The sequence below is a fragment of the Nocardioides sp. genome (assembly GCF_036267815.1).
Taxonomy (GTDB): Bacteria; Actinomycetota; Actinomycetes; order Propionibacteriales; family Nocardioidaceae; genus Nocardioides.
This window is the reverse complement of record NZ_DATAVI010000027.1, coordinates 1-19,526: the sequence shown is the minus strand read 5'-3', so window position 1 is coordinate 19,526 and position 19,526 is coordinate 1. Positions and strand designations below refer to the sequence as shown.

Below are 19,526 nucleotides of genomic sequence, written 5' to 3'. Positions count from 1 at the left end.
ACGGGGTGGATGGCATGCGGCATCGGTCGGTCGGTCCCTTGGTCGCGGCGACCGCCGCGACCTCGGCCGCGGCCCTGGTGGCGGCCGTGCTCGCCCAGCCGCCGGCCTCCGGCGCAGGAGCCGGCGTCGAGGCCGCCTCGAGCGCCCACGGCGTCATCCGGGTGAACCAGCAGGGCTACCTGCCCGGCGAGCCGAAGCAGGGCCGGCTGATGAGCGACGCCGCGGTGCGGGGCGCCCGCTACCGCGTGCGCAACGCCTCGGGGCGCGTCGTCCTCAGCGGACCGGTCCCGGCCCACTCGACCGGCGCGTGGAACGCCGCCTACCCGGCGGTCTACCGGCTCGACCTGAGCGCGCTGCACGCCCCTGGCCGCTACCGCGTGACGACCACGGGCGGGGTCAGCGCCCGCTCGCCGTGGTTCCGCGTGCGCAGCGCGGGGTCGATCTTCGGCACCCTCCTCGACGCGGGCGTGCTGTTCGACCGCAACCAGCGAGACGGCGCGGACGTCGTCCCCGGACCGCTGCACCGCCGCCCCTCCCACCTGCTCGACCGGCATGCCTTCCTCTACCGCTGGCCACACATGGAGCACGGCTCGGACCTGATCACCGACCGCAGGCTGCACCGCATCGGCGGGCCGGTGAACGTCGAGGGCGGCTGGTTCGACGCCGGCGACTACCTCAAGTTCACCCACTCCGCGGCGTACGCCGACGTTCTGCTGTACACCAGCGCCCGGATGCTCGGACGCCGTACCCCGCCCGCCCTGCTCACCGAGGCGCGCTTCGGCCTCCGCTGGCTCAGCAAGATGTGGCGGCCGCGCAGCCGCACCCTGCTGGTCCAGGTCGGCATCGGGTCGGGCAACCGCGCGGGCACCTTCCGCGGCGACCACGACGGGTGGCGGCTCCCGCAGGCCGACGACCGCGACACCCGCCACGTCGACCGGTTCGTCTCGCACCGACCCGTGTTCCTGGCAGCGGCTCCGGGACACCGGATCAGCCCCAACCTCGTCGGCCGCACCTCGGCCGCGTTCGCGCTGGCCGCGCAGCACGACGCGGGCGGCAACCCCGCGCGGGCACGCCACGAGCTGCATCTGGCGACGACGCTCTACGCCCGGGCGGCCCTCAAGCACCGGCCGCGCCCGCTGGTCACCGCACTCCCCCACGCCTTCTACCCCGAGTCCACCTGGCGCGACGACATGCAGCTCGGCGCCGCCGAGATCGCCCTGGCGGCCCACGCGCTGGGTCGCCCCGCCCAGCGCTACCTGCGCGACAGCGCGCGCTTCGCCCACGCCTTCATCGGCCATGGCAGCACCGGTGACACGCTCAACCTGTACGACACCGGGGCTCTCGCGGACGCGTCGCTCGCCGACGCGATGAGGACGGTCCGGCACGGCAGGCTCGCCGTGACGCGCCACGACCTGGTCGGCGACCTCTCCGCCCAGATCCAGCGCGGGATCGCCCACGCCCGCCAAGACCCCCTGGGGGCCGCCGAGCCGGTCGACGAGTTCGACGCCAACTCACACACCTTCGCCCTGGTCGCGACAGTCGGTCTCTACGACGAGCTCACCCACTCCCGCAGGTACGCCGGCTTCGCCAGCCTGGAGCGCACGTGGCTGCTCGGCGGCGACCCGTGGGGCGTGAGCGCGATGGTCGGAGTCGGGCACCGGTTCCCGCGGTGCATGCAGCACCAGGTGGCCAACCTGTCCGGCACCCTCGACGGCACGCCCCCGCTCGACGTCGGCGCGGTCGTCAACGGGCCCAACGGCCAGGACAACTTCCAGGGCGGTCTGGGCGGCTTCCAGGACGGCATGCGCCACTGCGCGGCGAGTCACGCGCTCAAGAAGTTCGACGGCCAGAACAGCCGATACGTCGACGACGTCCGCTCCTGGCAGACCGACGAGCCGGCGCTCGACATGACCGGAGCGGCGATCATCGCCGCGGCCGCACAGCTGCGGATCCACCAGCACGCACGGGTCCCCGCCCACCTGCCCGCGGCACGCGACGGGGCGCGGTGAAGCCGGGCACCCCGCGCATGCTGCGCGGCATCAACGACCGGGCCGCGCTAGAGCTCCTCCTGGAGCACGGCCCGCTGTCACGCACGCGGCTCGGGGAGCTGACGGGGCTCTCCAAGCCGACGGCCTCCCAGCTGCTCTCGCGCCTCGCGGCGACCGATCTCGTCGTGGCCAGCGGGAGCTCCCGCGGCGGGCCTGGTCCGCGCGCCCAGCTCTACGCCGTCAACCCGCGGGCCGGCCACGTCGCCGCGATGGACGTGACACCGGCCCGGATCGTGGCTGCCGTCGCCGACATCACCGGCCGCGTCATCGGGGAGCACGAGCTGCGGACGCCTCGGCGCCCGCGCCCGGACGCCGTGGCCAACGTGCTGACGGCACTCGAGGGGGCCGCCACTGCCGCAGGGCTCGCGACCACCGACCTGCTGCACCTCGCGATCGGCACGCCGGGCGCCTTCGACCGGCGTACCCGGCGGCTGCGCTACGCGCGACACCTGCCCGGCTGGCACGACCCGGACCTGCTCGACCGGCTCGCGGACGCCACCGGACTCCCTGTCCACGTCGACAACGACGTCAACCTCGCGGCCGTCGCCGAGCTCTCCTCCGGGCGCGGGCGCGGCGTCGACGAGTTCGTGCTGCTGTGGGTCGACGAGGGCCTGGGCGCCGCCATCGTCATCGGCGGCCGGCTGTACGACGGCGTCACCGGCGGCGCCGGCGAGATCGGCTTCCTGCCGGTGCCGGGCACGCCCCTCGTGCGCGACGTGCGCCGCGGCAACGCCGGCGCGTTCCAGGAGCTGGCCGGGGGGCCGGCGGTGCTGGGCCTGGCCCGCTCACTGGGGCTCCGGGCCGCCAGCGCATCCGCCGCCATGCGAACCGCGGTCGCCACACCCGGCGCAGGCGACGAGCTCCTCGCCGAGGTGGGCCACCGGCTGGCCGTCGGCATCGCGTCGCTCGTGGCCGTGCTCGACCCGACGTTGGTCGTGCTGTCCGGCTCCGTCGGCCTGGCCGGAGGCGAGCGCCTCCGGTCCGTCATCTCCGACGAGCTCGGCTCGCTCGCGGCCACCCGGCCAGGGCTCGAGCTCGCCGGCGTGCGCGAGGGACCGGTGCTCACCGGCGCCCTGCACACGGCTCTCACGGCGGCTCGGGACGACGTCTTCGACACCGTCCGACACCTCGCCAGTCCGGGCAGTGCCCGGCCCGTCACCAGGAGAACACCATGACCGGACCTCGGCACCTACGCCGTCGGATCGCCGGCTGCGCCATGCTCGCCAGTCTCGCGCTGGCGCTGACGGCGTGCTTCGGCTCGTCCAAGGGCGGGGCGAACGACAACCCCGACGCCGACGTGACCATCACGTTCTGGCACGGCTGGAGCGCACCCAACGAGGTGGGCGCCATCAACGCGAACATCGCGGCGTTCGAGAAGAAGTACCCCAACATCACGGTGAAGGCCGTCGGCAACATCACCGACGACAAGATCAACCAGGCCTTGCGAGCCGGCGGGCCCAACGCCCCGGACGTGGTCTCGTCGTTCACCACCGACAACGTCGGCGAGTTCTGCGACTCCAAGGCGTTCGTCGACCTCGCTCCCTTCATGCAGAAGGACGGCATCGACCCGAAGACGACCTTCCCTCCGGCGCAGCTCTCCTACACCCAGTACAACGGCGACCAGTGCGCGCTCCCTCTGCTCAGCGACGCCTACGGCCTCTACTACAACAAGGACATGTTCAACGCCGCCGGCATCAGCAGCCCGCCGAAGACGCTCTCGGAGTTCGACGCCGACGCGGTCAAGCTCACCAAGCAGTCCGGCGACACCTACTCGCAGCTCGGCTTCATGCCCGACTACCACGGCTACGAGTCGACGATCACCCACTTCGCGTCGCAGTGGTCGCCGACGTACTTCACCTCGGCCGGCAAGTCGAACGTCGCCGACGACGCCGGCATCAAGGCCGCGTTCGAGTGGCAGAAGGCGTTGGTCGGCAAGCTCGGCGGGTACTCGCGGCTGGAGAAGTACCGCACGACGTTCGGTGACGAGTTCAGCAACAACAACCCGTTCATGACCGGCCAGGTCGCGATGGCCATCGACGGCGAGTGGCGCGCCGGCATGATCGACGACTCCAACAGCAAGGTGAGCTACGGCGTCGCGCCCTTCCCGGTCCCCGACAGCATGGCCAGCCAGTACGGCAAGGGCTACATCACCGGCACGATCGTCGGCATCGCCAGCACCAGCCAGAAGCAGAACGCCGCCTGGGAGTTCGTGAAGTTCATGACCACCGACACCGACGCCGTGGTGAGCTTCGCCAACGCGATCCACAACGTGCCCTCGACCATCGCCGCGCTGGCCTCGCCGAAGGTGAGCCAGGACCCGAACTTCCAGCAGTTCATCAAGATCGCGGCCAACCCGAACAGCAACACGACACCGTCCAGCCCCAACGGCGGCGCCTACCAGCTGACCCTGCAGAACCTCGGCTACAACTACGAGTCCGGCAAGCAGGCGGACCTTCAGTCCGGTCTGGAGGCGACCGCGAAGACGATCGACAACGACATCGCGCAGGCCCAGTGAGGGTGGTGCAGTGACCGTCACCGCCACCCGGCCCCGCCGTCGGGCCAAGAGCCCAGGGCTGCGGAGGCGTCGCCGCCGCGACCACCTCCGCGCCCTGGCGTTCCTCTCCCCCTGGCTGCTGGGCACCGGCCTGTTCTTCCTGTACCCGCTGGTGACCACGGCCTGGCTGTCGTTCACCAAGTACGACGGCTTCGTGTCGCCGACGTGGGACGGGCTCACCAACTGGAAGTTCGTGTTCCAGCAGTACCCGTTCTTCTGGCCGGCGCTGCGCAACACGGTGTGGTTCGTGGTGGTGCTGGTGACCCTGCGGATCATCGCCGGGCTGGTGCTCGGGATGCTCGTGATCCACGTCAAGCGGGGCAGCTCGGTACTGCGCACGATCTTCTACGCGCCGTACCTCGCCCCCCCGGTCGCCGGCACGCTGGCCTTCGTCTTCCTGCTCAACCCCGGGACCGGCCCGGTCAACGCGATCCTCGGCCGCCTCGGCCTGGGCGAGCCGGGCTGGTTCAACGACCCCACATGGGCGAAGCCGGCCCTGACCCTGCTGGCGTTGTGGGGTGTCGGCGACCTGATGGTGATCTTCATGGCCTCCCTGCTCGACGTGCCTCGCGAGCTCTACGAGGCCGCCTCGCTCGACGGCGCCGGCGCCGTCCGCCGCTTCCGGCACGTGACGCTGCCGCACCTCCGGCCGATCCTGCTCTTCGCGGTGATCACCGGCGTGATCACGACCATGCAGTACTACACCGAGCCGCTCATCGCGGGTCAGGTCTCCAGCGGTCAGATCGGCGGGTCGGGCCAGCAGGTCGAGCCGGGCTATCCCGGAGGCTCGACGCTGACCCTCCCGCAGCTGGTCTACAACCTCGGGTTCCAGCGCTTCGACATCGGCGCAGCGTGCGTGATCGCGATGGTGCTGTTCGTCCTGTCGATGGCCTTCGCGGCACTCCTGATGAGACGCGGCAGCGGCTTCCTGACGGCCGAGGACTGAGATGACCACGACCCCCGCCCCTCCCTCGGCGATCGGACCCGACGCCCCCGACGCCATGGCGCCACCGCGTGGTGACGAGCCCGCGCCGTACCGCCGTCCCCACCCGTTCCTCGACTGGGTCTGGCTGCATGCCCTGGGGATCGCCCTGGCCCTGTTGTTCGTGCTGCCCTTCGTCTTCATGATCCTGACCGCCCTGATGTCGGACCAGCAGACGTTGACCCGCGACATGTGGCCCAACCCCTTCGCGTGGCACAACTTCGTCGACATCTGGCACACACAGGGCTTCGGGATCTGGTGGCGCAACACCATCGTGTACGCCGTGTCGGGCACCGTGCTCACCCTGCTGTCCAGCGTCCCGGTCGCCTACGCCCTGGCCTACTTCCGGTTCCGCGGGCGCAACGTGGCGATGATGGTGGTGATCGCGACGATGATGCTGCCCCCGCAGGTGGCGATCATCCCGCTCTACCTCGTCTGGGCGCAGGACCTGCACCTGACCGGCACCCTGTGGCCGCTGATCATCCCGATGGCGTTCGGCGACGCGTTCTCGATCTTCTTGTTGCGCCAGTTCATGCTCACCGTGCCGCGCGAGTACCTCGAGGCCGCTCGGATGGACGGGTGCAGCGACCTGCGCACCCTGCTGCGGGTGGTGGTCCCCATGGTCAGGCCCGCCATCTTCGCGGTCGGCCTCTTCCAGTTCTTCTACTGCTGGAACGACTACTTCGGCCCCCAGATCTACTCCAGCGAGAATCCCGGGGCCTGGACCTTGAGCTACGGCCTCGGCTCGCTCAAGAGTGCGCACCACACCGACTGGAACCTCACGATGGCCGCCACGGTGCTGGTGATGGCGCCGGTGATCATCGTGTTCTTCTTCGCCCAGAAGGCCTTCATCGAGGGCGTCACGCTGACGGGGGTCAAGGGATGAGGCGCACCCCATGAGGATCGCGGTGGTCGGGGGCGGGTCGACGTACACCCCGGAGCTGGTGGACGGCCTCGGCCGGCTGCGCGACGTGCTCCCCGTCGAGGAGCTGGTGCTGGTCGACCCCGCCGCCGAGCGCCTCGAGCTGGTCGGCGGGCTCGGCCGACGCATCCTGTCCCGGCTCGGCCACCCCGCCAGCCTGGTGACGTCGACGGAGCTCGAGCCGGCGCTGGACGGCGTGGACGCCGTGCTGGTCCAGCTGCGGGTGGGCGGGCAGGGCGCCCGCCTCCAGGACGAGACCTGGCCGCTCGAGTGCGACTCGGTGGGTCAGGAGACCACGGGCGCGGGCGGGCTGGCCAAGGCGCTGCGGACGGTGCCGGTCGTGCTCGACATCGCCGACCGGGTACGCAAGGCGGCACCGGACGCGTGGATCGTCGACTTCACCAACCCCGTGGGCATCGTCACCAGAGCACTCCTCCAGGAGGGGCACCGCGCCGTCGGGCTCTGCAACGTCGCGATCGGGTTCCAGCGCCGCTTCGCCCAGCACCTCGGCGTGGCGCCGGACCTGGTGCAGCTCGACCACGTAGGCCTCAACCACCTGACCTGGGAGCGAGCCGCGGTCGTCGACGGCACCGACCGACTCCCCGAGCTGCTCGCCGCGCACGGCTCGGAGATCGCCGAGAGCCTGGAGCTCCCGCTGGGGCTGCTGCACACGCTGGGCGTCGTCCCGTCGTACTACCTGCGCTACTTCTACGCCCACGACGAGGTGGTGGCCGAGCAGCAGGCATCGGAGTCGCGGGCCGCGCAGGTCGCCGAGATCGAGCGGCAGCTCCTCGAGATGTACGCCGACCCCGAGCTCGACGAGAAGCCCGACCTGCTCATGCAGCGCGGAGGCGCCTACTACTCCGAGGCGGCGGTCCAGCTCGTGGCAGCCCTGCTCGGGACCTCCGGTGAGGCCAACACGCAGGTCGTGAACCTGCGCAACGACGGGACCCTTCCCTTCCTGCCCGACGACGCCGTGGTCGAGGTGCCCGCCGCGGTCGACGGCACGGGAGTACGAGCAGTCCCGCTGGCCCCGCTCGAGCCGCTGTTCGCCGGGCTGGTCGCGGCGGTCACGTCGTACGAGCACCTGGCGCTCGACGCCGCGCTCCGCGGTGGCTACGACCGCGTCTTCGAGGCGCTGCTGGCGCATCCTCTGATCGGCCAGGCGGACCAGGCGCACGGCCTCGCCGACCGCCTGGTCGCCCACAACCGCGACCACCTCGGGTGGGCCTGAGGTGAGCGACGACGCGCCGGAGGCGACGCCCGGCGAACCAGCCGCCGTGCTCGCGATCGACGCCGGGAACAGCAAGACCGACGTCGCGCTGGTGGCGGTCGACGGCTCGATGCGGGCTCGCGCGCGAGGCGGGTCGTTCCGCCCCGACCGCGTCGGCGCGGACGCAGCCGTGGCCGGGCTGGCTCCCCTGGTCGACCGGGTGCGCGCCGAGGCCGGGCTGGTGGGCAAGGGCGTGGTCGCCCGGATGGTCGCCGCCTGCCTGGCGAACGCCGACCTCCCTGTCGAGCACGAGGCGCTCGAGGCGGCGATCGGAGCGCGCGGCTGGGCCGGGTCGATCGAGGTCTTCAACGACACCTTCGCGCTGCTGCGCGCCGGGCTTGACGAGCCACGCGGTGTGGCCGTCGTCTGCGGCGCCGGGATCAACTGCGCCGGGCTGCTCCCGGACGGCCGAACGGCGCGCTTCGCGGCGGTCGGACACATCTCCGGCGACTGGGGCGGCGGGGGGAACCTCTGGCAGGAGGCCATGTGGTGGGCGGCCCGCGCGGTCGACGGCCGTGGTCCGACCACGGCACTCAGCGACGCGCTGCCCGGTCATGTCGGCCTGGACGGCATGGAGGCCCTGATCTCGGCGGTGCACCTCGGTGCCCTCTCCGAGGCCGACTGCATGGGCCTGACCCCGGTGCTCTTCGAGGTCGCCGCAGGCGGCGACCCGGTGGCGGGCAACCTCGTCCGCCGCCAGGCCGACGAGGTCGTCGCCCTGGCCGTGGCCGCCATGCGCCGGCTGGGCGTTCTGGGCGAGCCCATCCCGGTGGTCCTCGGGGGCGGCGTGCTGACGGCCGGCCACGCTCAGCTCATGGACGAGATTCATCTCCTGCTCGCGCAGCGGGCTCCCCTGGCCACCGCCAGCGTCGTCCGCACCCCGCCCGTCGTCGGCGCGGCCCTGCTCGGCCTGGACCGGCTCGGCGCACCGTCGGAGGCCCGCGAGCGCCTGCGCCGGACCATGACGAGCAGCCCCTCCCCGACCGCCGGCTGAGCAGACAGATCACCACGGCCCGTGGGCCGGACGCCGGCTCCGGTCCGCTGACGTCGTGCAGCGGTGCTAGGCCGTCGCGCCCGCCAGCGCGGCGAAGCGCCGCGCGAGAGGGATCCACGCGGCGTCCAGGGCGGCCCGCGAGCGGACCAGGTCTTCCAGCACCCGCTGCCTCTCGCTCTCGGGCAGGCCGCCATCGCTCGCCCATGACGCGACGACCGCGTCGTCCACCTCGGGGTGCCACTGGATGCCCCACACGGTGCGAGCGTGCCGTGCGGCCTGCACCTCGCCGGTGCTGGCGGTGGCCAGCTGGCGCGCGCCGTCGGGCAGGCGCATCACGATGTCGTCGTTCCAGTGCATCGCCCGCCTCGGCCCGACCAGGCCGGCCATCAGGTCGTCGTCGGCGGCCTCGGCGGTCCAGCCGACGTCGAGCAGCCCGAGCTGGCGGCCGCCGGGGTTCACGATGACCTCGCCCCCGAGGGCGACGGCGCAGAGCTGGTGACCCAGGCAGATTCCGAGGGTCGGAACGCCGGCGCTCGCTGCGTTCCGGATGAGCTCGCGGGTCGCGGGGAGCCACGACGCCTTCTCGTCGTCGTTCGCACCCATCGCGCCGCCCATGACTACCAGTCCGTCGATCCCCTCGGGCGACTCGGGCACGGGGTCGGCGCCGTAGGCGCGACAGATCTCCAGCTCCACCCCCTCCATCCAGGTGCCCAGCAGATGGATCGGGTCGTCGGCTTCGTTCTGGACGACGAGCACGTTCGGTCTCACGGGCCCAAACTAGCGCCGTGGCGAGCCGGCGGGGTCGTCGGGACGGGCGAGGCTAGCGCCGCGCGCGAGCCGTCCTCGAGCCGAGGACCGAGGCAGCGCCGCGAGTTGTCCGGTAGACCGTGGACGGCGGCCTCGTCGGCAACACCTCGCGGCGGACGAGCCCGGCCGACTCCAGGTCACGCAGGGCCAGGGCGAGCGCGCGCGGCGTCACGTCGGGGAGCGCGGACCTGAGGCCGGAGAACCGTCGGGGCTCGTCCAGCGAGACCAGGACCGGCACCGACCACTTGCGCAGGAGCGTCTCACGGGCGCGGGAGCCGGAGACCCGGGTCGCGAGCTGCGCGGCGGAGCGGCCCGCCCCGGTGATGACGTACTCGGGACGCAGGGGGTGTCCGTAGCCCTCGTTGCGGCGGACATATCCCAGTGACACCAGGGCGTCGAGAGCCCGGTGCAACGACTCGCGACCCACTCCGAGCTTGCGCTGGAGCTCGACGAACCTGGCCCCACCGCGCTCGGCCAGCAGGGCGAGCGCGGGCGCCGCCCATCGATGGTGGAAGAGGTCCACCAGCTCTCCTCCTGGCGGCGTTGACATGAAACACAACCTAGTATAAAAACACTTCATGCCGATCGACTTCGACGCGACGAGCTGTGTGGTCTCGGTGAACGTCTCGGACTACGACCGCTCGGTGAGGTGGTATCGCGAGGTCCTGGGCTTCGAGCTCGCCTACGAGCTTGCCGACTACGGCTGGTGCGAGCTCCGCACGCCGTTCGGGTTCACCGTCGGCATCGGGCAGAGCGAGGAGGTCACGCCCGGCACCATCGTGCCGACGTTCGGTGTTCACGACATCGACGCGGCCATCGCCCACCTGCGCGAGCACGACGTGAGGGTCGAGGACTGGCACGAGCTCCCCGGAATGGTGCGGCTGTCGACGCTCTACGACCCCGACGGGACGGCGTGGATGCTCGCCCAGAGGCTGGACGACGACAGGTCGGTACGCGGCTGATGGAGCTGGAGTCCTACTCGTTCGTCCTGCTCCGCAGCGGGCCGCGCTCGGAGGAGTACGACGCCGACGAGGCGGACCGTCTCCAGGTGGCCCACCTGGCCCACCTCGACCGGATGCGCGCGGCCGGCAAGCTGCTGCTCGCCGGACCGTTCAGCAACCGCACGGACGAGACCCTGCGCGGCCTGTGTGTCTACGCCTGCGAGCTGGACGAGGCCCGGACCCTCGCCGAGAGCGACCCGGCGGTCCGAGCCGGCCGGCTGAGCGTCGAGATGATGACGTGGTGGGCGCGCCGCGGCGCGGTCACGTTCCACCCGGAGGTCGTGGGCGACTGAGCCGTCCGCCCTCAGAGGACGGGCAGCATCCGGTCGCGCTCGAAGGCCGAGACCTCCGTGCGGTACTCCTGCCACTCGGTGCGCTTGTTGCGCAGGAAGAAGTCGAAGACGTGCTCCCCCAGCGTCTCGGCGAGCAGCTCGGAGTCCTCGGCCACCCCGATGGCCTCGGAGAGGCTGCTCGGAAGCGGCTCGATCCCCAGGCTCTTGCGCTCACGCTCGGTCAGCGACCACACGTCGTCCTCGGCCTCGCGCGGCAGCGGGTAGTCCTCCGCGATCCCCTTCATCCCCGCGGCGAGCACGACGGCGTACGCAAGGTAGGGGTTGCACGCGGAGTCGATCGTGCGCAGCTCGACCCGCGTCGAGACGCCCTTCTGCGGCTTGTACATCGGCACCCGGACCATCGCGGAGCGGTTGTTGTGACCCCAGCAGATGTACGACGGGGCCTCACCGCCGCCGAGCAGGCGCTTGTAGCTGTTGACCCACTGGTTGGTGACCACGGCGATCTCGTTGGCGTGCCTCAGGATGCCCGCGATGAACTGCCGCCCGGTCCGCGACAGGTGGTACTCCGCGCCCGCCTCGAAGAACGTGTTGCGGTCTCCCTCGAACAGCGAGACGTGGGTGTGCATCGCGGAGCCCGGGTGGCTGGTGAAGGGCTTCGGCATGAACGTCGCCCAGACCCCCTGGCCGAGGGCGACCTCCCTGATGACCGTGCGGAAGGTCATGATGTTGTCCGCCGTCGACAGCGCGTCGGCGTACCTCAGGTCGATCTCCTGCTGTCCGGGGCCGCCCTCGTGATGGCTGAACTCCACCGAGATCCCCATCGCCTCCAGCATCGTGATCGCCTCGCGCCGGAAGTCCGCACCCTGCGACTGCGCCGTGTGGTCGAAGTACCCCGACCGGTCGACCGGCACCGGGTCGCGGCCCGGGACCGGGTCGTCCTTGAAGAGGTAGAACTCGATCTCGGGGTGGGTGTAGAAGGTGAACCCCTGCTCGGCCGCGGTGCTCAGCGTGCGCTTGAGCACGTGCCGCGGGTCGGCGTACGAGGGTGAGCCGTCGGGCATCACGATGTCGCAGAACATCCGGGCCGTGCTCGGCCCGTCTCCGCTGCGCCACGGCAGGATCTGGAACGTCGCCGGGTCGGGCTTGGCCAGCATGTCGGCCTCGTAGACCCGGGCGAACCCCTCGATGGCGGAGCCGTCGAAGCCGATCCCCTCGTCGAAGGCGCCCTCCAGCTCGGCCGGCGCCACCGCCACCGACTTCAAGAATCCCAACACGTCGGTGAACCACAGCCTGACGAACCGGACGTCACGCTCCTCGAGCGCGCGCAGCACGAAGTCCTCCTGCTTGCCCATGCCGCGCAGTCTGTCTCAGCCGTGTTACGGCGATGTTGCGCACCGTCGGGCCGTGCGCCGGAGACCGCGCCCGGGCGCGGTCTCAGGCACACGACCCGAATGGGGACCGATGCGATCGTCAGCGGTCGCAGGCGATGACCTCCTGGCTGCCGAGGATGCCGTCGTACGCACGCATCATCGGCCGCAGCCAGGGCTGGGTGACGCTCGCGAAGGCGACCGAGCCGTGGGTCGGGCCGGTGTTGCCCTGCACCCTCACCTTGCGGATCGTGAGCGGGACCGTCAGCGACTTCGCGGTGGTGCCGCCCCAGCAGGCCGATCCGTGTCGCGACGCGCGAGCGGTGGCGACGTCGACGTTGCTGCCGACCTTCTGCCCGCCGTAGCGCCACGCCACGACGGTCGTGTAGCCGGTGTTGCCCTCCCACGGCGCGTACACGGTGGCGCTGATGCCGCGGGTCTCGTCCCGCGGGACCCGCACGGTGACCTGGCCGTGGGTCATCGTCTGCTCCTTGGCCTCCCAGGTGTTCTCCGGGCGCAGCGCGCCGTTCATCACCTGGATCTGACAGCCGTCGCAGTTCGCGGCGGTCAAGGTGAGCTTCGTCGTCTTCGGACGCGAGCAGTAGAACGCGTCCTGGTTGCCGGTGGTCCCCTTGAACGTCTTCACCGCCGGCTTCCAGCTCGACATCGTGTGCGTCGCGTAGGCCAGGGGGATCTTGGTCTTGTGACCGTCGAGGGTCCGGCCGGCGACCCGCGCCACGTGGAAGCCGAGGAACACCTCGTCCACGTCGGTGCCCGCCCAGCAGCCTTCTGCCCGGCGCGCATGCCGCGCCACCGTCCGGCTGACATGCGAGTCGACAGCCTGTGCGGGATAGCGCGTCACCATGTTCGACACCGCACCGGTGTCACCCTCCCAGGGGGCACGGACGACGAAGGAGAGGCCGTGCGTGAGCCGGGTCGCGACGACGAAGACGACCTTGTGGTCGGGTCCGACCTTGCGCTCCTTCGACGTCCACACGGTGAGCTCGTGGTTCACGGCGTGCTGGAGCTGGACGGTGCATCGGTCACAGCCGGTGAGCCGCAGGTTCACCGTCGTCCGAGCCGGCGCCGCAGAGGTGTCGGACTTCGTCGCGGCGTGGGCGTCGCCCTGCGCGGTCGTCGCCAGCGCGACGGCCGTGATCGTGGCGAGGACGGCGGCCGCCCCCTGTGTTCGTCTGGATCGAGTCATGTGATCCCTCCCGAGGGTTGCGGGCGGCTCCCCCGTCGGTGCTGCCCCGTGCCCCTACGACTCGGCGATCGCAGCGTTGGTTGCGAGTTCGGGTCACGATCCGGTCACGCGCCGGCCGCAACGAACGTGCGCCGGCAGTCGGCGACGCCCTCCGGTCACCGGACCAGAGGGCGTCGCACGGAGCAGAGAAGGTCAGCGAACCGTGCAGTAGTAGGCGTCCTGGTTGCCGATGCTGCCGTGGAACGTCCTGGTGAAGGGCCTCAGGTAGGGCAGCGTGTGGGTGGAGAAGACCAGGGGCGTCACGATCTTCCTCCCGGTCGGCGAGGTGGTCTTGACGCGCTCGACCTCGAAGTGCAGCGTCTTGGTGCCGGCCTGGTTCGGGCCCGCCCAGCAGCCGGTTGCCCGGTGGAATGAACGAACGGCCCGGCCGCTGACCACCGCGCCGATGGCGTGCTCGCCGTACGCCGTGACGGCGTTCGGCACGGCGTCGGTCCCCTTCGCCCAGGGTGCCTCCACCACGAACGACATGCCGGCAGTGCGACCGGGGGCGACCTCGAAAGTCACGACACCATGACTGTTGAGCTTCTTCTTCTTCGACTGCCACACGTGTCGCCTGCCGGTGAGCGCCTGCTGAAGCTGGACCTTGCATGTCGGACATCCGCCGACGTGGATGTGCAGCGTGGTCTGGTGTGAGCCTCCGGCCTTGGTGGTGCCGGCTGCATCGGCGCCACTCTGGGTGGTCGTGGCGAGCGTGGTTGCGGCGAGTGCTGCGGCAACCGCGGCGACCCCCCAGAAACGTCGCAGACTGAGCATGTCGTCTTCTCTCTTCCTCTAGGCCGCGGCACCCCAATGGGCCGCTGCTGGATAGTGACGGCCGGCCCACCGGGAGTGTTGTCAGCGATGAGACACAAGCTGGGTCACGAGCCCTCGGGTTCCTTGGCAGTACGGGCCGCACCCCAAGCCCGACCTGCACCTGAGCCGCGACTCGCGCCGGTCAGGTGGCCGGTGCTATCTCGATACCCTCGGTCCACACCTTGCAAGGAGTCTTCGGCAGGGCGCACGCGTTGTTCACCGCGTCGGGGTAGACGTCCCAGTAGCCGAGCTGGGCCCCGGTGACGCTGTCCTCCCAGGAGATCGTGTACATCACGCGGTAGAGCGTGCTACCGGCCGAAAGGGTCGGGTACCAGAAGATGTGCTGCCCCATCACGAAGCTGGCAGCGTCGTGATCCGGGTTGTACGGGCCCACGTTCTTCGAGACGTCGTACTCCTGCATCGGGACCCACGTCGGGTCCGCGTCCGACCAGGACTCGAGCCGATAGCGCGCCGTGACGGTCTGCGAGTTCCTGCTCGCCGCCGTCGGGCCAACGGTGACCCCCGTGGTGGTGAAGAAGGGAGCGCCCTTGACGTCGGGCAGGGCCTCGATCATGGGCGGGGAGGAGTGGCCTGCCTGCGGCGTGACCACGTAGGGCCCGGGGCTGCCGATCGAGCCGTCGAAGTACGCCGACGCGGTGGGCGTGGGGCCGACGGCGAGCAGGGCGAGAAGCCCGCCGAGGAGGGTGACGAGGGCTGCGGCGCTGTTCCGGACTCGAGGGCTGATGGTCATCGGGGTCGTCTCCGTTCGGGGATGAGGTGCTCGATGCCTCACTTCATCGGAAGATCGCGGGCGCGTCTGTCGGCGTGATGACGCTGCCAGCGACCGGTCCGGTCAGCCGGGGATGTTCTCCAGGTCGGCGAGCCAGGCAGTGGCCGCCGCGTCGCTCGGCATCCGCCAGTCACCGCGCGGGCTCATCGTGCCGCCGGCGCTGACCTTGGGGCCGTTCGGCAGCGCGCTCCGCTTGAACTGGCTGGCGAAGAACCGCCGGCAGAAGACGTCCAGCCAGTGCCGGATCTCCGCCAGGGTGTACGCCGGCCGCCGGTCCTCGGGGAAGCCGGGCGGCCACTGGCCCGACGCCGCGTCGTGCCAGGCATGCCAGGCCAGGAAGGCGATCTTGGTCGGGCGGTAGCCGCGTCGCAGCACGTGGTACAGCGTGAAGTCCGCCAGGGCGTAAGGCCCCACGACGTCCTCGGTCGCCTGCGTCTTCTGCCCCGCCACGGCCGGGATCAGCTCGGGGGTGATCTCCTGCTCGAGGATCTCGGCCAGCACCTCGTCGGTGCCCTGCTCGAACTGCCCGCTGTCGATGGTCCACCGGATCAGGTGCTGCACCAGGGTCTTCGGGACGCCGGCGTTGACGTTGTAGTGGGACATCTGGTCGCCGACGCCGTAGGTGCACCAGCCCAGCGCCAGCTCGCTCAGGTCGCCGGTGCCGACGACGATGCCGCCGCGCTGGTTGGCCAGCCGGAAGAGGTAGTCGTAGCGCAGCCCAGCCTGGACGTTCTCGTAGGTCACGTCGTAGGCCGGCGCACCGGCCGCGGCCGGGTGGTCGAGGTCCTTCAGCATCTGCTCGGCCGCGGGCTTGATGTCGATCTCCTCGAAGGTGACCCCCATCGCCTGGGACAGCCGGGTGGCCAGCGAGCGAGAGGTCTCGCCCGTCGCGAAGCCGGGCATCGTGTAGGCGAGGACGTCGCTGCGCGGCCGTCCGAGGGCGTCCATCGCGCGTGTCGCCACGATCAGGGCGTGGGTCGAGTCGAGCCCGCCACTGACCCCGATCACGGCCTTGGGCGTGCCGATCGCCTCGAGCCGCTGCATGAGGCCCGCGACCTGGATGTGGTAGCCCTCGTAGCAGTCCCTTGCGAGTCGCTCGGGGTCGTCGGGGACGAACGGGAACCGATCGACCTTGCGCCGTAGCCCGATGTCCCCGGCCGGCGCCGCCAGCTCGAAGGGGACTTCCCTCGACGTCGGCTGGCGAGTGCGGCGGTTGTCGTCGAAGGTGCCTTGGCGCAGCCGCTCCTGGCGGATCCGGTCGAGGTCGACGTCCACGACGGTCCGGTAGGGACCTGCCGGGAAGCGCTCCCCCTCACCGAGCAGGTCGCCGCACTCGTAGACCAGCGTCTGCCCGTCCCAGGCCAGGTCCGTGGTCGACTCCCCCTGGCCGGCGGCCGCGAAGACGTAGGCGGCATTCGCACGGAAGCTGGCACTGCGGACCAGCAGCCGCCGGTCCTCGGCACGAGCGATGGTGATCGGGCTGCCGGAGAGGTTCGCGAGGACGGTCGCCCCGGCCAGGGCGGCATCGGCGCTGGGCGGCACCGGCACCCACATGTCCTCGCAGATCTCCGCGTGCAGCCGCAGACCCGGCAGGTCGGTGGCCGAGAACACGAGGTCGGGTCCGAGTGGCACCTCGGCGCCGGCGACCCGGATCGTCGTACCCCGCAGGTCGTCGCCGGGCGCGAAGTGGCGCCGCTCGTAGAACTCCCGGTAGTTGGGAAGGTACGACTTCGGGGCGACCCCGAGGACGCGGCCGCCCTTGATCACGACCGCGCAGTTCAGCAGGCGCGTCCCGTGCGCGAGCGGGGCACCGACGACGATGACCGGCAGCAGCTCGGCGGACGCCTCGACGATCGTCTCGATCGCCGCCTGCACCGCGTCGAGCAGGGTGTCCTGGAGGAGCAGGTCCTCGACGGAGTACCCACACAGACAGAGCTCGGGGAAGACCGCGACAGCGACCCCGTCGTCGTGGCACTCGCGGGCGAGCGCCACGACGGTGCGTGCGTTCGCCGCCGGGTCGGCCAGGGCCACCGGCATCGTGCAGGCCGCCACCCGCGCGAAACCCTGCGCGTAGGCCGAGTAGAACTCCACGCCTCCAGTCTAGGGACGTGCTGATCAATGGCGCCGTCGCGAGCGTCGCGAGGCGTGTGCGATGGCAAGGCGCGGTCGCGACGGCATGCCGGGCGCACGTCGAGCGGCTGCAACGGAGCCGGCGTGCGCGCATCGCGGCGCGCAGCGGGCGGGACTGACCAGCGCTTCCCCTGGGGACCGCAGTGCCCGGGACCGGCGTTCCCGGCCTCTCGACGTGGAGGTGGTCTCCGGTAGACGCGTACGTTGGGAGACATGAAGCTCGGAGTGCACTGCTCGAACCTCACCTGGCCCGGCGGCGCGGCCGCGCTGGCGCCGACGCTCGCCAAGGTCGCCCGCACCGCCGACGACGGCGGGGTCACCACCTTGACGATGATGGACCACTACTTCCAGATGGAGATCCTCGGCGGTCCGCCGGAGCCGATGCTGGAGGGATACACCAGCCTCGGCTTCCTGGCCGGCCAGACCAGCCAGATCGAGCTGGGCCTGCTCGTCACCGGCGTCACTTACCGACACCCGGGACTGCTCGCCAAGATCGTGACCACGCTCGACGTGCTGTCGGGTGGCCGTGCGATGTTCGGCATCGGTGCCGCGTGGTACGAGCGCGAGCACCTGGGGTTCGGCGTCCCGTTCCCCGCGACCAGCGAGCGGTTCGAGCGGCTGGAGGAGACGCTCCAGATCGTCCGCCAAGGATGGCACGGCGGCGGATCGTACGACGGCCGGCACTACCAGCTCGCCGACCTCACCCTGGTGCCGCAGCCGGTGCAGCCCGGAGGCCCCCGGGTCATGGTCGGTGGCAGCGGCGAGCGCAAGACGCTGCGACTCGTCGCGCAGTACGCCGACGCGTGCAACCTCTTCGCCACCGAGCCGCAGGACGTCCAGCACAAGCTGGACGTCCTGCGCTCGCACTGCGACGACGTCGGTCGCGACTACGACCAGATCGCCAAGACGATCGTCGCCTCGCGGATCAACCCGCTGACCGACCTCGACGCCTGGCTGAGCTCGATGACGGGCCTCGCCACGCTGGGCATCGAGCAGGTCTGGACCGCGCCGGACCCTGCCGACCCGGTCGGCTGGACCGAGCGGATGGCGGACCAGGTGATCCCCCGGTTGGCGCAGATAGGCTGACCAACGGCCCGCGCAGACACTAGCGTCGGGCCCATGGCGTCGGGTCGGATCGTGCTGCTCAACGGACCGTCCAGCGCGGGCAAGACAACACTGTCCCAAGCCGTCGCCCGTCGGCTCCCCACGCCGTGGCTGCTGATGCCGGTCGACCTGTTCCACCAGATCCGCACGCGCCCCGACGCCGACCTGACCGATCGCCAGTGGCACGACGTGTTCCACCGCACCCGCGCGGCGTACCACCGTGCGCTGGTCGGTGCGGCGGGTTCGGGCATGGACGTGCTCGCCGACCACGTCCTCAACGAGCCGTGGCGTCTGGACGACCTGCTGAGGCTGACCGTCGGCCTCGACGTGCTGCTCGTCCACGTGACCTGCTCGCCCAAGGAGCTGCGCCGGCGCGAGCGGCTGCGCGGCGACCGCGACTCGGGGACCGCGGCACACCAGCAGCGGCTGGTCTTCCTGCACGGCGACTGCGACCTCATCGTCGACACGACGTACGGACCGGACGAGCCCACCGCGGCCCTGCTCGACCTGATCCGCAACCCTCCCCCGCAGCGTGCCTTCGACCGGCTCCGAGACGTGCGCGCCCGTGCGTGAGCCGCCGCCGGAGCTACCTGACCAGGCGGTGCTCGCCGAGGTACGCCGTGCCTGGGACGACGCGGCGGACCGGGTCGCCTACCGGCCGGTCGGGTTCGGAGCGCACCACTGGACGGCGTACGCGGGCGGCCGGCCGCGGCTGTTCGTCACCCTGGACCGCCTCGAGCCCAAGCGCACGGCCGGGCGTCTGGAGGCGGCGTACGCCGGAGCCGCGGCCCTCTTCGAGGCCGGTCTGGAGTTCGTGCTCGCCGGACGCGAGAGCCGTGCGGGAGGCTTCACCGTGCCCTTCGCCCGCGGCGCGCTCAGCTGCACGCCGTGGCGCCAGGGCAGCCCGGACGGCCCGCTGGACGTCGTCTGGACGACCGCCGTGCTGGGCCGGCTCCACGCAGCCGAGCCGCCGCCCGGACTCCCGCCCTGGCTCCCGCGCGTCGGTCCGGACTTCGCCGAGGCCGTCGCGGCCCTGGCGCGCCAGGACTGGGGACCGGGGCCGTTCGCCGCCCCGGCCCGCGACGCCGTACGGGCCCACCTCGCCGACCTCGAGCGATGGACCCGGCGCTATCACCAGCTCGCCGACGCCGCCCGCAGCCGTGCCTGGGTCGCCACCCACGGCGAGCCGGACAGCGGGAACC

At 71.3% G+C, this 19,526-nt stretch carries 19 protein-coding genes; 12 read left to right on the top strand and 7 right to left on the bottom strand.

Translation table 11 applies throughout. From position 1 onward, the window contains the following. Positions 1-14 precede the first annotated feature (14 nt). From VHW64_RS04360 to VHW64_RS04330, 7 genes are read left to right on the top strand one after another with little or no spacing between them, the layout of a single operon-like run. Positions 15-2,009: a glycoside hydrolase family 9 protein gene (locus VHW64_RS04360; protein WP_329649286.1), complete on the top strand. Its 1,995-nt coding sequence runs from the start codon at positions 15-17 to the stop codon at positions 2,007-2,009. Then, positions 2,006-3,223 (top strand): ROK family transcriptional regulator, encoded by a 1,218-nt coding sequence (locus VHW64_RS04355; RefSeq protein WP_329649285.1) that lies wholly within the window; start codon positions 2,006-2,008, stop codon positions 3,221-3,223. Before VHW64_RS04360 ends, VHW64_RS04355 begins: the two co-directional genes overlap by 4 nt. After that, positions 3,220-4,563, top strand: coding sequence for an ABC transporter substrate-binding protein (locus VHW64_RS04350; RefSeq protein ID WP_329649284.1), 1,344 nt, complete (start codon positions 3,220-3,222; stop codon positions 4,561-4,563). Before VHW64_RS04355 ends, VHW64_RS04350 begins: the two co-directional genes overlap by 4 nt. A 10-nt stretch (positions 4,564-4,573) precedes the next feature. Then, positions 4,574-5,548 carry a sugar ABC transporter permease gene (locus tag VHW64_RS04345; protein ID WP_329649283.1) on the top strand — a complete coding sequence of 325 codons (975 nt, stop codon included), beginning with the start codon at positions 4,574-4,576 and terminating at the stop codon, positions 5,546-5,548. 1 nt (position 5,549) lies between these two features. Beyond that, positions 5,550-6,470, top strand: a complete 921-nt coding sequence (locus tag VHW64_RS04340; protein ID WP_329649282.1) for a carbohydrate ABC transporter permease — start codon at positions 5,550-5,552, stop codon at positions 6,468-6,470. Positions 6,471-6,480: 10 nt separating this feature from the next. Then, the gene (locus VHW64_RS04335) at positions 6,481-7,740 is read left to right on the top strand and encodes a 6-phospho-beta-glucosidase (protein ID WP_329649281.1); all 1,260 of its coding nucleotides are present in this window, start codon (positions 6,481-6,483) and stop codon (positions 7,738-7,740) included. A gap of 1 nt (position 7,741) precedes the next feature. Then, the gene (locus VHW64_RS04330; protein WP_329649280.1) at positions 7,742-8,773 is read left to right on the top strand and encodes an N-acetylglucosamine kinase; all 1,032 of its coding nucleotides are present in this window, start codon (positions 7,742-7,744) and stop codon (positions 8,771-8,773) included. A 66-nt stretch (positions 8,774-8,839) separates the two neighbouring features. On the opposite strand, the gene VHW64_RS04325 is transcribed toward VHW64_RS04330, so the two are convergent. Then, positions 8,840-9,541, bottom strand: a complete 702-nt coding sequence (locus VHW64_RS04325; RefSeq protein ID WP_329649279.1) for a type 1 glutamine amidotransferase — start codon at positions 9,539-9,541, stop codon at positions 8,840-8,842. A 52-nt stretch (positions 9,542-9,593) separates the two neighbouring features. Continuing rightward, positions 9,594-10,130 carry a winged helix-turn-helix transcriptional regulator gene (locus VHW64_RS04320; protein ID WP_329649278.1) on the bottom strand — a complete coding sequence of 179 codons (537 nt, stop codon included), beginning with the start codon at positions 10,128-10,130 and terminating at the stop codon, positions 9,594-9,596. Positions 10,131-10,158: 28 nt separating this feature from the next. Here VHW64_RS04320 and VHW64_RS04315 point away from each other — a divergent pair, with 28 nt between their 5' ends. Both VHW64_RS04315 and VHW64_RS04310 read left to right on the top strand, forming a co-directional pair. Beyond that, positions 10,159-10,542 carry a VOC family protein gene (locus VHW64_RS04315; RefSeq protein WP_329649277.1) on the top strand — a complete coding sequence of 128 codons (384 nt, stop codon included), beginning with the start codon at positions 10,159-10,161 and terminating at the stop codon, positions 10,540-10,542. Next, on the top strand, positions 10,542-10,874 hold the full coding sequence (locus VHW64_RS04310; RefSeq protein ID WP_329649276.1) for a YciI family protein: 333 nt from the start codon (positions 10,542-10,544) through the stop codon (positions 10,872-10,874). The genes VHW64_RS04315 and VHW64_RS04310 overlap by 1 nt, the downstream gene beginning before the upstream one ends. An 11-nt stretch (positions 10,875-10,885) precedes the next feature. On the opposite strand, the gene VHW64_RS04305 is transcribed toward VHW64_RS04310, so the two are convergent. From VHW64_RS04305 to VHW64_RS04285, 5 genes are all read right to left on the bottom strand, one after another. Further along, a complete protein-coding gene (locus tag VHW64_RS04305; RefSeq protein WP_329649275.1) occupies positions 10,886-12,226 on the bottom strand; it encodes a glutamine synthetase family protein in 1,341 nt (446 codons plus the stop codon). Positions 12,227-12,344: 118 nt separating this feature from the next. Further along, complete coding sequence (locus VHW64_RS04300; RefSeq protein WP_329649274.1) at positions 12,345-13,448, bottom strand: hypothetical protein; 1,104 nt, start codon at positions 13,446-13,448, stop codon at positions 12,345-12,347. Between the two features lie 192 nt (positions 13,449-13,640). Beyond that, a complete protein-coding gene (locus VHW64_RS04295; protein ID WP_329649273.1) occupies positions 13,641-14,261 on the bottom strand; it encodes a hypothetical protein in 621 nt (206 codons plus the stop codon). Between the two features lie 181 nt (positions 14,262-14,442). Then, positions 14,443-15,051 carry a hypothetical protein gene (locus tag VHW64_RS04290; RefSeq protein WP_329649272.1) on the bottom strand — a complete coding sequence of 203 codons (609 nt, stop codon included), beginning with the start codon at positions 15,049-15,051 and terminating at the stop codon, positions 14,443-14,445. 102 nt (positions 15,052-15,153) lie between these two features. After that, entirely contained in the window at positions 15,154-17,181 is a 2,028-nt protein-coding gene (locus VHW64_RS04285) for an NAD(+) synthase (RefSeq protein ID WP_329649271.1), read from the bottom strand. A 252-nt stretch (positions 17,182-17,433) separates the two neighbouring features. Between VHW64_RS04285 and VHW64_RS04280 the strand changes: the two genes are divergently transcribed. From VHW64_RS04280 to VHW64_RS04270, 3 genes are all read left to right on the top strand, one after another. Further along, positions 17,434-18,306 (top strand): LLM class F420-dependent oxidoreductase, encoded by an 873-nt coding sequence (locus tag VHW64_RS04280; protein ID WP_329649270.1) that lies wholly within the window; start codon positions 17,434-17,436, stop codon positions 18,304-18,306. Between the two features lie 33 nt (positions 18,307-18,339). Continuing rightward, the gene (locus VHW64_RS04275) at positions 18,340-18,897 is read left to right on the top strand and encodes a phosphotransferase-like protein (RefSeq protein WP_329649269.1); all 558 of its coding nucleotides are present in this window, start codon (positions 18,340-18,342) and stop codon (positions 18,895-18,897) included. Continuing rightward, a partial coding sequence (locus VHW64_RS04270) for a hypothetical protein (protein WP_329649268.1) occupies positions 18,890-19,526 on the top strand: 637 nt, incomplete at its 3' end. The genes VHW64_RS04275 and VHW64_RS04270, both read left to right, overlap by 8 nt.